The organism is Paenibacillus medicaginis (assembly GCF_042138635.1).
Taxonomy (GTDB): domain Bacteria; phylum Bacillota; class Bacilli; order Paenibacillales; family Paenibacillaceae; genus Paenibacillus; species Paenibacillus medicaginis.
On record NZ_JBHIRY010000006.1, the window covers coordinates 182,687 to 197,144 of the forward strand.

16 protein-coding genes are annotated in these 14,458 nt (G+C 47.6%); 13 read left to right on the plus strand and 3 right to left on the minus strand.

All coding sequences use genetic code 11. The features are described 5' to 3' along the window. The first annotated feature begins 6 nt into the window (after positions 1–6). The 11 genes from sufB (at position 7) to ACE5LO_RS09135 (ending at position 11,332) form a co-directional block, all read left to right on the plus strand. Positions 7–1,404 carry a Fe-S cluster assembly protein SufB gene (gene sufB, locus ACE5LO_RS09085; protein WP_375519690.1) on the plus strand — a complete coding sequence of 466 codons (1,398 nt, stop codon included), beginning with the start codon at positions 7–9 and terminating at the stop codon, positions 1,402–1,404. A gap of 173 nt (positions 1,405–1,577) precedes the next feature. After that, positions 1,578–2,327: a 2,3-diphosphoglycerate-dependent phosphoglycerate mutase gene (gene gpmA / locus ACE5LO_RS09090; RefSeq protein ID WP_375519691.1), complete on the plus strand. Its 750-nt coding sequence runs from the start codon at positions 1,578–1,580 to the stop codon at positions 2,325–2,327. Positions 2,328–2,407: 80 nt separating this feature from the next. Beyond that, a complete protein-coding gene (locus ACE5LO_RS09095) occupies positions 2,408–2,902 on the plus strand; it encodes a MarR family transcriptional regulator (RefSeq protein ID WP_375519692.1) in 495 nt (164 codons plus the stop codon). 291 nt (positions 2,903–3,193) lie between these two features. Beyond that, entirely contained in the window at positions 3,194–3,871 is a 678-nt protein-coding gene (locus ACE5LO_RS09100; RefSeq protein WP_375519693.1) for a response regulator transcription factor, read from the plus strand. After that, positions 3,868–5,694: a sensor histidine kinase gene (locus tag ACE5LO_RS09105; RefSeq protein WP_375519694.1), complete on the plus strand. Its 1,827-nt coding sequence runs from the start codon at positions 3,868–3,870 to the stop codon at positions 5,692–5,694. The genes ACE5LO_RS09100 and ACE5LO_RS09105 overlap by 4 nt, the downstream gene beginning before the upstream one ends. A 163-nt stretch (positions 5,695–5,857) precedes the next feature. Then, positions 5,858–6,544: a GDSL-type esterase/lipase family protein gene (locus ACE5LO_RS09110; protein ID WP_375519695.1), complete on the plus strand. Its 687-nt coding sequence runs from the start codon at positions 5,858–5,860 to the stop codon at positions 6,542–6,544. 37 nt (positions 6,545–6,581) lie between these two features. Beyond that, positions 6,582–7,988, plus strand: coding sequence for an MBOAT family O-acyltransferase (locus ACE5LO_RS09115; protein WP_375519696.1), 1,407 nt, complete (start codon positions 6,582–6,584; stop codon positions 7,986–7,988). 11 nt (positions 7,989–7,999) lie between these two features. Then, on the plus strand, positions 8,000–9,139 hold the full coding sequence (locus ACE5LO_RS09120; RefSeq protein ID WP_375519697.1) for a DHHW family protein: 1,140 nt from the start codon (positions 8,000–8,002) through the stop codon (positions 9,137–9,139). 6 nt (positions 9,140–9,145) lie between these two features. After that, a complete protein-coding gene (locus ACE5LO_RS09125) occupies positions 9,146–9,655 on the plus strand; it encodes a DUF4358 domain-containing protein (RefSeq protein ID WP_375519698.1) in 510 nt (169 codons plus the stop codon). Positions 9,656–9,731: 76 nt separating this feature from the next. Further along, positions 9,732–10,694 carry an ArsR/SmtB family transcription factor gene (locus tag ACE5LO_RS09130; protein WP_375519699.1) on the plus strand — a complete coding sequence of 321 codons (963 nt, stop codon included), beginning with the start codon at positions 9,732–9,734 and terminating at the stop codon, positions 10,692–10,694. A 275-nt stretch (positions 10,695–10,969) separates the two neighbouring features. Further along, on the plus strand, positions 10,970–11,332 hold the full coding sequence (locus ACE5LO_RS09135; RefSeq protein ID WP_375519700.1) for a hypothetical protein: 363 nt from the start codon (positions 10,970–10,972) through the stop codon (positions 11,330–11,332). 252 nt (positions 11,333–11,584) lie between these two features. On the opposite strand, the gene ACE5LO_RS09140 is transcribed toward ACE5LO_RS09135, so the two are convergent. Next, positions 11,585–11,920, minus strand: a complete 336-nt coding sequence (locus tag ACE5LO_RS09140; RefSeq protein WP_375519701.1) for an ArsR/SmtB family transcription factor — start codon at positions 11,918–11,920, stop codon at positions 11,585–11,587. 2 nt (positions 11,921–11,922) lie between these two features. Then, on the minus strand, positions 11,923–12,348 hold the full coding sequence (locus ACE5LO_RS09145; protein WP_375519702.1) for an SRPBCC family protein: 426 nt from the start codon (positions 12,346–12,348) through the stop codon (positions 11,923–11,925). Between the two features lie 259 nt (positions 12,349–12,607). Here ACE5LO_RS09145 and ACE5LO_RS09150 point away from each other — a divergent pair, with 259 nt between their 5' ends. Beyond that, a complete protein-coding gene (locus ACE5LO_RS09150; protein ID WP_445993903.1) occupies positions 12,608–13,381 on the plus strand; it encodes a divergent polysaccharide deacetylase family protein in 774 nt (257 codons plus the stop codon). On the opposite strand, the gene ACE5LO_RS09155 is transcribed toward ACE5LO_RS09150, so the two are convergent. Next, positions 13,356–14,078, minus strand: coding sequence for an N-acetylmuramoyl-L-alanine amidase (locus ACE5LO_RS09155; RefSeq protein ID WP_375519704.1), 723 nt, complete (start codon positions 14,076–14,078; stop codon positions 13,356–13,358). The two genes, ACE5LO_RS09150 and ACE5LO_RS09155, sit on opposite strands and share 26 nt — an antisense overlap. 164 nt (positions 14,079–14,242) lie before the next feature. Here ACE5LO_RS09155 and ACE5LO_RS09160 point away from each other — a divergent pair, with 164 nt between their 5' ends. Continuing rightward, positions 14,243–14,443 carry a YqzE family protein gene (locus tag ACE5LO_RS09160; protein ID WP_375519705.1) on the plus strand — a complete coding sequence of 67 codons (201 nt, stop codon included), beginning with the start codon at positions 14,243–14,245 and terminating at the stop codon, positions 14,441–14,443. The last annotated feature ends 15 nt before the right edge of the window (positions 14,444–14,458 follow it).

Below are 14,458 nucleotides of genomic sequence, written 5' to 3' on the forward strand. Positions count from 1 at the left end.
TAACATATGGCCAAGGAAATAGTGGAGCTGGGAGAGTATCAATATGGCTTCAGAGATGCGCATCAAGCGGTGTTTCAGTCCGGCAAGGGGCTGACTCGTGAGATTGTTGCCACCATCTCGGAGATGAAGGGTGAACCCGCATGGATGCTCGACTTTCGCTTGAAGTCGCTGGAGTTGTTCCAAAGTATGCCGATGCCCGCATGGGGAGGCGATCTGCAAGCACTGGATTTCAATGATATCCAATATTATGTCAAGCCTTCCGAGAAGCAAGGGAAAACCTGGGAGGAAGTGCCGATTGAGATTAAGCAAACCTTTGACAAGCTTGGCATACCGGAAGCGGAACAGAAGTTTCTTGCAGGTGTGTCGGCCCAGTATGAGTCCGAAGTTGTCTATCACAGTATTCAAAAAGAGTTGGAAGAACAAGGGGTCATCTTCACAGACACGGATACGGCGCTGCGAGAGCATCCGGAGCTGCTGCGCAAATATTTTGGCACCATTATTCCGCCAAGTGACAACAAATTTGCCGCACTTAACAGCGCGGTATGGTCAGGGGGAAGCTTTGTCTATGTTCCGCAGGGGATAAAATGCGAGGTGCCTTTGCAGGCTTACTTCCGCATCAATTCGGAGAACATGGGCCAATTCGAAAGGACACTCATAATTACGGAAGAAGATAGCTTTGTGCATTATGTAGAAGGCTGTACGGCACCGATCTACAGCACGAACTCGCTTCATGGCGCTGTTGTGGAAATTATCTGTAAGAAAAATTCCCGTGCGCGATATACTACTATTCAAAACTGGGCACCCAACATTTATAATATGGTGACAAAACGTGCGGTAGCGGAAGAAAACGCTACAATGGAATGGGTGGACGGCAATATTGGCTCCAAACTGACGATGAAATACCCTTCCGTAGTGTTAAAAGGCCGTGGAGCAAGGGGCTCGGTGCTCTCCATTGCGGTTGCCGGCAAAGGGCAGCATCAAGATGCCGGGGCTAAAATGATTCACCTGGCTCCGGATACGACTTCGACGATCATATCGAAATCGATCAGCAAGCAGGGTGGTAAAGTCACATACCGCGGTCTGGCTTCCTTCGGACGCAAAGCTTTCGGCGCCAAGTCGAACATCAAATGTGACACGCTCATTCTTGATAATGAGTCCACATCTGATACGATCCCCTATAACGAGATCATGAACGACAATGTCACGCTTGAGCACGAAGCGACCGTCTCCAAGGTATCCGAGGACCAGCTCTTCTACTTGATGAGCCGCGGCCTGTCTGAAGACGAAGCGACGCAGATGATCGTGATGGGTTTCATCGAGCCATTCACGAAAGAACTGCCCATGGAATATGCGGTTGAAATGAACCGACTTATCAAGCTCGAGATGGAAGGCAGCATAGGGTAGTTTCTTCAGGGTATAACAGAAAGACACAGCGGGTAGATTAGATATTTAGGTCACTGACACTTACAATTCGATATTGTCCGGAAATCCGACCGATGTTTCGCTACCAAAGCAGATGGTGACTTTTTTGGACATTTACGAATGAAGAAAATTCAACAGGATGGGACGGTAGAGAGATGTATAAGCTGGTTTTGATTAGACATGGAGAAAGCGAGTGGAACAAAGCCAATTTATTTACAGGCTGGATGGATGTAGACTTGTCGGATAAAGGCATTCAAGAGGCTTTGCACGCCGGCAGGCTGCTCAAGGAAGAACAGTTCGTATTCGATGTCGCCTACACCTCATATTTGAAGCGGGCGATTAAAACACTGGATTATGTGCTTGAAGAAATGGATTTGCTGTGGATCCCCGTATACAAGACCTGGCAGCTTAATGAGCGTCATTATGGTGCGCTTCAAGGTTTAAGCAAAACAGCCACCGCAGAGAAATATGGAGAAGAGCAGGTTAAATTATGGCGCAGAAGCTATGATGTATTGCCTCCTGCTTTGACAAAGGATGATGACCGCTATCCAAAAAACGATGTTAAATATCGTAATATTGATGACGAGCTTATCCCGTTAACGGAAAGCCTCAAGGAAACGGTTATTCGGGTCAGGGATTATTGGGATAAGGAAATTGCACCACAGATCAAAGCGGGTAAAAATGTAATTATCGCCGCACATGGCAATAGTTTGCGGGCATTAATCAAGTTTCTGGACAAACTCAGTTCGGAAGAGATTATTGATGTGAATGTGCCGACTGGCACTCCGCTAGTATATACGTTAGATGACCAATTACATCCCGTAAGGAAACATTACCTTGGAAGCGAGCAGCATATAGAGAGCAAGATCCAGGAGGTTGCCGAGCCAGACAAGATTATGGAATAAGTGCGCACGTTGCTCCCCGCGCCGGAACGTGATACGATTGTTTATCAGTTAACTATAATTGTATTGCGGGGGGGTGCGTGATGATGAATACATTAGAAACGGTCAAATGGCTTGTCCATGATCAGGTCGTTCATTTTGTGCATCTGAGCGAACAAATGATCGAAACGGAGCAGGACAAGATGTTTCGTTATGCACAGGAGCAGCAATTGGAATCGATCCCGCGTCATTTGACCAGTGTGCACGTAATCGACTGTATCGGCAACAACGAGCCGATCAACAATACGGCGCTTGCAGAGAAGATGGATTTGTCCAAAGCCGGCATTACGAAAATCAGCGCGAAGCTGTTGGAGGAAGGATATATAAAGCGCAGGCAGCTGAATGACAATAAGAAGGAAGTCTACTTCAGTCTGACGGCAAAGGGCAGACAGGTCTTTGAGCTGCATCAACAGCTTCACAAGCTGGAGGAGAAGCGGTTTATGCAATTGCTTGAGCCGTTTACGGAAGCGGAGTTACAGGTTATTCTGCGATTTCTGCAGGGCGTGTCCGAGCATTGGGCTAAGAAAGAGCTGGAGTAGGCGGAACGGCCTGGCGGTGACAAGCGCCAGTGTGCAGAAGGTTGAAGAGAGATTACCGCGTCATTTTACAATGAATGAGCTCTTGAATTTCCTTTAATGGAGATGCAGGAGCTTTTTTTTCATATTTGGGTATGTAAAGTATTGCTCATGAATGGACTGGATATTCTACTTCGGTTCGTTTTAAACTAACATGAGGTGCGGAAAGTAGTTTTCAGCGGAACATAGCGAATCAGCAGGGAAAACATAACAAAGAAATTAATTGGGCACCAGAAAACGTTGTGAGGTTATCATATGCCAAGAACCATATTGATCGTAGAAGATGAACATATTCTACGGGAAATTATGAAGGATTATCTGCTTGAAGAAGGTTATAGTGTGCTTGAAGCCGCCAATGGCAAAGAAGCGCTCTCATTATTGCAAGAGCATGAGGTGGACTTGATCATACTGGACATCATGCTGCCTGAGCTGGATGGCTGGTCTGTGTGCAAGCGGGTCCGCAAAACATCGAATGTCCCGATCATTATGCTAACGGCCCGTTCGGACGAAGACGATACGCTGCTTGGCTTTGAGCTTGGCGCTGACGACTACGTTGCCAAACCGTACAGCCCGCCCATACTGCTCGCAAGAGTGAAGCGGCTTTTGCAGCGGCGGCATGTTCACGAAGAAGAGCACGACATGCTGGCCAGCAGCGGCATTTCGATTCATTTCCCGTCCCGCACCGTTTCGGTTGATGGGGAAAATTGCAGCTTAACGCATACCGAATTCGAAATATTGGCCTATTTGATGAAAAACAAAGGCATCATTATTAACCGGGAACAGCTGATCACAAAAATTTGGGGTTATGACTTCGCCGGCGATGACCGCACGGTCAACAGTCATATCCGCAACCTGCGTTCCAAGCTGGGGGAGCATGCCAGGCATATCGTCACGGTGGTGCGCTCAGGATATAAATTTGAGGATCAGCCATGAAAAGGGGCATCGTACTCAGGCTGTTTTTGTTAACGTCCGGGTTGTGCCTATTCCTGATCGCTGCTATTTTTGTCGGACAAACCGTGTTTTTCGAGCGGTTCTATGTTCATCAGAAGGTGAAGGACGTAAAAACGGCACTCGAAGCATACGAACAGGGTTCGCTGCAACGGGAGGTTGATGGAGAGCAGGCGGCTAAGCTGGAACAGGATTTTTATGAACGCTACAACACCTGGGTCGCACCGCTTGATGCAATGGGATATTTGAAGTATACCGATGATTTTTTCATGGAAATTAAGCTGGACCAGGTTGACGGTGATTCTGCATTTTCCGGCCGCACGATCAAGGTTCCGCTGTACAGCTTCATAAACGTGGAGGATTTTTATAACCCCAATCCGTTTAAGGAACCATGGATCAAGGAAGGGCAAGGCATCGCTATTGAAGGTCTGCTCATGAATGATGAGCTGGTCATTCAGCGGATGGGAAGAAGCGTAGCCAATCTGCGGGAGGAAAACCAACTCGAAAATCGGCAGATGGTGAACAAAGAATACGAGGTCGTCACCAGATATGCAAGTCCTAACGAGTACTACGAAAGATATCCCGGCATTTTGGTTAAAGGAACGATTACGAAGCTGCGGATACCGGAAGGCGCGGCGGTTTCGCGTTATACAAATCAATTGCTGCTGGAACGGATTCAGGCTTTTCAAGCAGACCTGCTTTATGGGGATGACCCGAACACGGATGCGGGCAGGATCATGGATTATGAAGAAAACCATGTGAAATACAAAATATTTATGGATCCGGTTCAAGATGCAGGCGGGCAGCCTGGTTATCTGCTTGCAGTCACGTCGCTGCAGCCGGTGAATGAAGCGGCAGGCATGATCAAGGATTATTATATCTACATTGTGGCTGCTGCGGTGCTGCTCGTCTTGCTGGTTTCGTTTTATTATTCCCGTCAAATCACGAGGCCGCTGCTGCGTATCAATCGAACGGCACAGCAGATGGCGGCGCTTGATTTTTCTGAAAAAATTCCCGTCACGACCCACGATGAGATCGGTGACCTGTCGCGCAGCATCAACGAGCTTTCTGAACGGCTGCACACGCATATTGTCAGGCTGGAGCAGGATATTGAGAAGGAAAAGCAGCTTGAGCATACACGGAAGGAGTTTATTTCCACGGCATCGCATGAGCTTAAAACTCCGTTAAGTGTCATTCAAAGCTGTCTTTCCGTGTTAAAGGACGGGATTGCAAGCCATAAGCGGGAGCACTATTTTAGGGCGATGGAGAATGAGGTACAGCGGATGAATCTGCTCATCGGGGACATGCTGGAGCTGGCGAAGTACGAATCGGGAACGTACAACATGGAAATGGATGCATTTTATATCGACATTCTCATTGAGCGCATTTGTGCTAAACTGGCTGCGGACATGGAGAAAAAGCAGCTGCGTCTACACTCTTCGCTTCAGCCTGTTGAGGTGATCGGCAACGAGCTGCGGATCGAGCAGGTCATCGTTAATTTTCTCACCAACGCGCTCCGTTATACACCGGAGCAGGAGTCCATCTTTGTTACCGTCACGGACGAACAAGATCGCGTGAAAATAAGTATCGAAAATAAAGGGGGACACATTTCGGACGAACAACTGGAGAAAATTTGGGACCGTTTCTATCGCGGAGAGCCTTCCCGACAGCGGTCGACCGGAGGAACCGGGCTTGGCCTTGCCATTTCCAAAAAAATTTTGGAGATGCACGGTGTGCCTTATGGTGTGATGAACACCCGGGACGGAGTATTGTTCTATTTTTATTTGCATAAGAAAAACGTAGGATGACGAGCATTTTCACCTGAATTAGAAGGAGCTGTCTCTGAGGACCACTTGGTTCTTGGACGGGCAGCTTCTTTTTGTTTTTCAATCTATAAATCATTTTGATCGAATCTGCACTTTATCTTGATCTCACGCAGTTACACTCTTTTTCGAAAGGAAGGTAGATGACATGAACAAAAAAATCGTTTTGCCATTACTAACGGGAAGCATCACGCTGGCGCTGGCGGCGTGCGGAAAGCAAACGCCTGACGTGACCGCTCAACAGCCGACGCCTCAAGCGCAGCAACAGGGAGACACGGGCACTGTAACACCGGAACCGACTACCAACTCATATCAACAGATCTTTCAAGACAGCGTATTTTTCGGGGATTCCATTACGGAGGGGCTGTCCTTCCATGATGTGCTGGACGAGAAAAATGTGCTCGCTGGCGCGGGCAAAACAGCACAATTTGCGCTTGATGATATCGACGAGCTCACTAAACGAAATCCGAAGCAGATTTTTATCCAATTGGGCTCAGATGATATTTTATGGCCAACAGATGATCCGACGGCCTATTCCATGAACAACTACGCCAAGCTGATCGATGCGATCAAGGAAAAGCTGCCGCAAGCCCGGATCACACTGTTAACGGTTACCCCAGTATCCGAAGAAGCGCTGAAGAAGGAGCCACGCTACAAGAATATCGGGGATTATAATCAGGCCGTAAAAGAGCTGGCGGACAAGGAGCAGGTTGAATTTACCGATTTGTCTCCACTCTTTGCAAAGGGCAAGGATTTTTACGATGCGGACGGCATTCATTTTAAACCGGAATTTTATGTGCAACTGCTGGAGCTGCTGAAGGGGCAAGTGAAATAACATGCAAATGCTCCGCCTGCTTTGGAGGTGATGAGGGTTGGTTTTTAGCAGTCTTGTCTTTTTATTTCTTTTCCTGCCCGTCACGCTTCTGCTTTATTATGTCTCGCCAAGGAAGCTGCGAAATGCCATTTTGCTCGTCGCAAGCCTGATTTTTTACGCATGGGGCGAGCCTGTCTACATTGTGATTATGGTATTCTCGACGGTGTTTGACTACTTCAATGGGATTATGATCGATAAGTACAGGCACCGGAAGGCGATTGCCAGGCTGTTTTTTTTCGGTTCGATGGCAGGCAGCTTAGGGATTCTGGGATTTTTTAAATATGGCGGATTTGTCATCGACAATATCAACCAGTTATTTCATCTGCAGATCCAGATGGCTGATTTGCCGCTGCCGGTGGGCATCTCCTTCTATACATTCCAAACGATGTCTTATGTCGTGGACGTCTATCTCGGCAAGGTGCGGGCACAGCGCAATATCATAACGTTCGGGACGTATGTGGCGATGTTTCCCCAGCTTGTGGCAGGTCCGATTGTGAAATACGGCGATATCGCGTCACAGCTTGCTTCCCGTAGAGTGACGCTGGATCGTTTTGGCGAAGGGGCGGAGCTGTTTATCAGGGGCCTTGCGAAAAAGGTGCTGCTTGCCAACAATATCGGATTGCTGTGGACAAGTGTCAAAGCGCAGCCGGTCACCGAGCTTTCCGTGCTGTCCGCCTGGCTTGGCATCATCGCGTTCACCCTGCAAATCTATTTTGATTTCAGCGGTTATTCCGATATGGCCCGTGGTCTTGGCAAAATGTTCGGCTTTGATTTCATGCAAAACTTCCGTTATCCGTATATATCCAGAAGTGTGACGGAGTTTTGGCGCAGATGGCATATCTCACTCGGCACCTGGTTCCGCGAGTATGTATATATCCCGCTTGGCGGCAACCGATATGGAATGATCAAGCAGCTTCGCAACGTATTGGCCGTATGGTTTTTGACCGGATTATGGCATGGTGCAAGCTGGAATTTTATCGTCTGGGGATTGTATTTCGGCTTTTTTGTGATGATCGAAAAGCTGTTTCTGCTGCGGTGGCTTGAACGTTTGCCCGCTTTTGCCCGCCATATGTATACGCTGCTGGTTGTGATCATCGGCTGGGTGTTGTTTGAAATGGAGCAATTGGCTTCCGCCTGGCGTTTCATCGGCGTGATGTTTGGCTTTGGCGGATATGTATTTGCGGATCGGCAGGCGCTCTACGATCTGTCTGCAAATGCCGTATTGCTGATCGTATTGGCATTCTGTGTCACCCCGCTTCCCGGGAAGGCTCTGACGCACATGAAGCAAAGATGGAGGACTGCCGGTGTAATAGTCACTCCGCTTGTGTATGTTCTGTTTATGGTGCTGTCAACGGCGTATCTGGTGGATGCAACCTATAATCCGTTTTTATACTTTCGATTCTAAGGAGGGCGACGATGGACGGAAACGGCAAATTCAACGGAAAATGTCTGGCTTTATTGCTACTGTTGTTTACGGGTATGGTCGTCGTGCTCAATCTGGTTGTGCCGGATCGCACCTTTTCGGAAACGGAGAATCGGGTGCTGAAGCAGATGCCGCAGTTTTCTATGACGGCATTGCTGTCAGGTACCTTTACTTCCGATTTCGAGACCTACGTATCCGACCAGTTTGCCTTTCGTGACCTGTGGGTTGGGGCGAAAACCGATATGGACCGTTTGCTGGGGAAAAAGGAGAGTAACGGGGTTTACCTTGGAAAAGACGGGTATTTGATTCAGAAGTTTGTGCCTCCAGCAGAAGGGGATTTGCAGGCGAAGATCGACGCCATTCAAGCATTTGACGCTGCCACACCTGGCCTGCGCAAATATATGATGATCGTGCCCACGGCGGCGGCCGTGCTTCAGGACAAGCTTCCGAAATACGCCGACACGGGTGCTGAAGAAGCGTATCTCAATAAATTCCAGCAAACACTGCCTGCGAGGTTTAATTTTGTTGATGTATTTCCCGCGTTGTATGCGAAGAGGGAGCAGCCTGTTTTTTATAAAACCGACCACCACTGGACGACCAAAGGCGCTTATACCGCTTATATTGAGCTATGCAAGCAAATGGGCCTGAACCCGCAGAAGGAGGAGGATTTTATTGTCCGGCAGGCCACCCATGAATTTTACGGATCGCTTTATTCGAAGAGCGGTTACAGGCATGTGCAGCCCGACAGCATCGAGCTGTATCGGCCTCAGCATCAAGAGAAATATACTGTAACTTATGTCGACGAAGACAAGACCTCGCATTCGCTGTATGCGCCGGAGCAGCTGGAGAAGAAGGATAAATACGCAGTATTCCTGAACGGCAATCATGGGCTGATTCGCATCGAAACGGCCCAAACGAACGGAAAGAAGCTGCTGATCGTCAAAGATTCGTACGCGAATAGCTTCATTCCCTTTCTGCTGCAACATTTCAGCGAAATTAACGTGGTGGATCTTCGTTATTACGAGCAGGATCTGGCGGAGTTTGTAAATCGACAGGGGATTCAGGATATGCTGCTGCTTTACAATGCGAACACATTTTCGGAAGACCCGTCCATCCAATATTTATCGGAGTGATGTTAAATGAAAAAACAATGGACAACAAGCAGGAGGGTCATTCTCACTATTTTTCTTGTTATAGCTGTTACGATCGGCGTTCTGTCCGGATGTGTGGGCAAGGGCAGCGAGGCGACGGAAAAGCTTTCGGCCGCTGAAGTGGGCAAGAGCATCGAACAGACGGTGGACCTAAAAGAGATGAAGAAGGGGGATCATGCAAAGCTGCAGAAATTGTATAAGCTTGATGAGGATATGGTGGAGGACTTTATTCTGTATACATCTGTATCAAATGTGAAAGCAGACGAATGGGCTGTGATCAAGGTAAAAGAACAGTCTCAGGCGGAAATGGTCAAAAAGAAGATCGAGGAGCGCATTACCGCGCAAAAAATAAAGTTTGAAAGCTATCGTCCAGACGAATATTTTTTGGTTGAAAATCATGTGTTAAAGACGGAAGCACGATTTGTCTTTTTTGCGGTCTCAAATGAGGCCAACCAAATGGAGCAAGCATTTGACGATGCATTTAAACCCATCCGATAAAATTCCAAAATATTGATAACTAAAGCGATTTCAGGTAATATCATTGTAATTAATGATATTAGAGGAGACACCTGACATGTTGGAATTAAGCTTCGATGATCCGGATAAACTTGTAACTGTTGCTCATGCCTTGTCTACCCGTGCTCGTGTCGATATGCTGCAGCTCCTTAGCACAAGGAATATGAATATTGTGGAAATTGCAGAAACGCTAAAACTCCCGGTGTCGACGGTAGCCAATAATGTGAAAATACTGGAGGCAGCCAAACTGATCAACACCGAGCTCCTTCCGGCTTCCCGGGGGGCGATGAAGGTGTGCAGCCGCAATTATGACGACATTCGTATTGCCTTCAATATAGAAAAGACGGTGCCAAGAGCGGTCCTGAATACGTATGAGATGGAAATGCCGATCGGTCATTACAGTGACTGTGAGGTTCATCCCACCTGTGGGATGGCAAACGTCGACGGCATGATCGTCCGTGAGGATGAGCCGGCCAGTTTTTATCATCCAAAGCATGTTGGAGCACAGATCATTTGGCTGCGGAAAGGGTATTTGGAATATTTGCTGCCGCTTGAGGTACCGCCCAAGGCTCGTATCGATGCTTTGGAGCTGTCCATGGAAATGTGCTCCGAAGCGCCGAACTATGACAATAACTGGCCATCTGATATTACGCTTTGGATGAATGGCGTTGAGACTGGCACCTGGACAAGCCCCGGAGATTTTGGTGACCGGCGCGGCAGGCTGAATCCGTCCTGGTGGGCGGATTGGTCAACACAATACGGGCTGCTGAAGACGTGGCGTATCGACAGGAAATGGACAACGCTCGACATGGAGAGGATATCTGATGTTACGATAGGCGATTTGAAGCTTATGCAGCGTCCCAATATCAGACTCAGGGTCGGCGTAAAGCCCGATGCGGTTCACCAAGGGGGCATGAACCTGTTCGGCAGACAATTCGGCGATTATGAACAGGATATTATCCTTAAAGTTTATTATGCCGCAGATCAAATTGAATCAGAAAATGAATCGGAAGGCTATTGATTACATAATTATTGTAATCAATAACCTTTTTTTAAAGTTTAGTTACAAAAAAATGAAATGAATGCGTTGATAAAATTGTGGTATACACATAATATGAGCATTAAAATACATTGAATTTGCATTAAATTAAATATGTAGAATGATTACAAAAAACTGAATTTTGGAGGTGCTTTTTAGGCTGAGCCTATCCGTGATTCATGCACACTGAGCTTGCGTCCAGTTCAAATCGGTGAGAGGAGATGGAGATTGGAATGTTATAGACAAGGGGGGATACTTTGAATAAAAAACGTATATTTTTTATTGGCTTGCTTTTTTTGATACTGATTATAGGTATGGTGATTATTACAATGTTCGCAACTACAATTAGTCCCAAAAACATTGCAATTCAAAAAAGCACTATTACAAACGAAGCAATAACAATAAAAGGTGAGATAATAGATAGCGGTAATCGATTTAAAGGCTTCGAAACTTCTTATAAAAATGGCTCCTTATATATTTCTGTACGTGGAAGCATTATGCCAGGTTTGAAGTCAAGCGGTACTTTCAACTTATCCTTTAAAAATGAATATGGACCTATTGATAAAGTATATCTGCAAGGAAGTGAGCCAGCGGATACCGTTCAAGTTTGGCCCAAATAACACCTCATTTAAAATGGTGTTTTTGACGATTAGTAAGATCATCTTAAAGTCAGGTTAACTGATCTTTCACCTAGTTTCGTCTGCCAAACATGGTTTCTCTTCAAGTCCTGAGCAAAAAGTCGAGAGCAAAAGCAAGTTTCCTTTGTTCTCGACTTTGTCCTTCATCCCCGATACTGTGTAAAGGAAAAAAATCCGAGTATTGCTGCGTATAGCTGACTGTCCCCTGCAAATCGAAACCATTATTCGCAATGTTTAATCGATATAATTCATATCGTTCTCGACAAAGTTCTTGAGCAGATCCAGCTTTTCATCCCAGTACGTTTCAAAGAAGGAGAGCCATTCCCTGACTTCGGAGAGAGGCTCTGGCTTCAGTTTATAGCGAGTCTCCCTGCCAATTCTCTCACGGCTGACCAGACCTGCATCGGACAAAATGTGCAAATGCTTGTTAATAGCCGTCCGTGACAGGGGAAAGTATTTCGATATAGCTACAATGGGCATGTCTTGATGTGCAAGCAGCTTTAACACTTTGCGGCGAGTGGGATCAGCGATGGCCTGAAAAACATCATGCTTTAATGCAGGTGCGCCCAAGTTTAGCCCTCAACATATTGAACGAGCTTGTTCTTGACAATATCTTCCCAACCGCCGTCCATAATCCCGCGCACAACCGGATGAGGTTGTCCAAACTCGGTAACCTGAGCTTCATCCCAGCCTGAATGAATGAGCGTGAACTCTGTTTTTCCATTATCCAGCTCGGACAATTCAAAAGTGAGCTGCCAATCCTTTCCCCATTTGAATGCAACACGGTGGGGCGAAACAATTTCGGTGACTTTACAGGGGGAATCGCCAAATGGGCCGGCATGCAGGATGAAATCATGTCCTTCTACCGGTTCAAACGTATTGGGCATCCACCATGCGGCGATTCCCTCCGATGTGGCAACGGCTTTCCATACCTTTTCAATGGAAGCATTCAGAATGACGGTTTTACGAATTTCAGGCAACGCTCCTTGAGTTGACATCATAGACCTCCTAGATTCATAACACCTTTTGGTTTTATTTATAGTAACACCTATAGGTGTTACATTTCAAGAGCAAGCAGGCTCATCGTCTGCACTCATACATATTTGTGCCTGCTTCCTCACACAATGAAAGCACAGCCAAGAGGAGGTTAAGATCATGGGAAAAATGAGTTCAGGGTTCAAATACCTTTGTATAGTCCTTGGGGTAAGCTGTTTTTTCGGGCTGGCTATGGATGCTGTTTTCCCCGTAAATGGCCTAATGTCGGCGCCTGCCAGTCAACAGGAGGGAACTACTGGGCATTATGCGGAGCGGACTCGAAAGCTGGCGGCGGTTATTGTGGACGATTTCGGCAACGGAATGAAGGGCACCAAGGAGATGCTGGATCTGCCAGCACATATTACAGTTGCAGTCATGCCTTTTCTGCCCACCACGAAGCAGGATGCCGAGGAAGCCCATCGAAAAGGACATGACGTGCTTGTTCATCTGCCTATGGAGCCTAACAAGGGCAAGAAGGAATGGCTGGGACCCGGTGCCATTATGTCGAATATGACGGACGAAGAGGTGCGCGCCAGGGTAGAGGCGGCCATCGATGATGTACCGCATGCGGTCGGCATTAACAACCATATGGGTTCCAAAATTACGGCAGACCGCCGGATTATGTCCGTCATCCTGGATGTGTGCAAGGAAAGAGGGATGTTCTTTGTGGACAGCCGTACCAGCCATAAGTCGGTGGTGGATGAGCTTGCTTCGGAAAAAGGACTGCCTCCAGTTCATAACAATATCTTCCTGGATGATGTGTATACGCTGACACATGTATCCAGGCAGATGAACACCGTCTCCAATTGGCTGGACTCCCATGATACCTGTGTCATGATCGGTCATGTCGGGATGCCCGGATTATATACCTCCTCCGTGCTGCGCCAGTCCATCCCCGAGCTTCAGCAAAAAACGGAGCTGGTCGGCATCAGGCAACTGGTAAGCACAGTCTGGGGATGGACGCCCCAGCCTACCATGCCGTTAAGTGCGCCATAATTCCGTCGGCGATGGCGGCTGCAATCTGTTTTTGGGCCACAGGATCACATAACAGCTTCCGGTCATGCTCATTGCTGATAAACCCGGTCTCCACAATGACGGCAGGCTGTTTGGTCTGGTTGAGCAGATAAAACGGCTTGCCGTACACAGGCAGGCGGGAGGAATGGTAAAAGCTGTTCAGATATTGCTGAATCGAATCAGCCAGCAGAAAGCTTTCGGCAATATTTTGGTATAAAACGACAGGCCCGCTTTTGCCACTGTGTTTGTTCCAGTTAACATGAAGGCTGACCAGCAGCGTAGTCGGAAGCTCATCGGTCAGACTTTTACGCTGGGCCAAATCCCTGCGGTGTCTTGAAGATTTCAGCCAACGGTTCTCCTCACTGAGGGCGTAATCCCCATTCCGGTTCAGAATGGCGACATAACCGCTGCTGCGGAGGAAGAGATATAATTTTTGGGCGATTTTCAGGTTAATATCCTTTTCAAGGACTTCTTTGTGACTTGTGCCCCCATCAATTCCTCCGTGACCGGCATCAATAATGACGACCGGTCTGCTGAAAAACAGATTAGGAAGCTGCTCGGTGCGCTCGTTGGACGGGGAAGCGGCTGCGGCAGAACACAGCTCTCCGGCGGACAGTATGGTCAAGACGATTAATAGCATCGCAAACAGGTTTCTTTTAAAAGCAATTCGAAGCTGCATCTTCATTTCCCCCCGGGAACAATATGGTCTGACAGTAGCATGTGTAATTTCTGGAAATCCATACATGGCACCTGCAAACCTGTTTAGTTTAACGGGGAAATGAACATGCTGAGTAAAGAGGGAAAAACGGCTGTCCTCGCAAGGGCGGCAGGGAGGCGGATAAGATGGCCAAAGGTGATGAGCTTGTCCGGTATATTACAGAGCAGGTCGTGAAATATATAGAGCTGCCCCGTGATGTCCGGCGTGCCCGCAGAATGGAGAGAGAATCGTGGCGGACAAAATGGTTCGGCATGCTTCCGTTCTCCTTCTCCATGTGGCTTAAATCTTCGCGAAGCGAAGACAGGAAGCAGAAGGCAGGCAGATGATGCCCAACGTCAAGC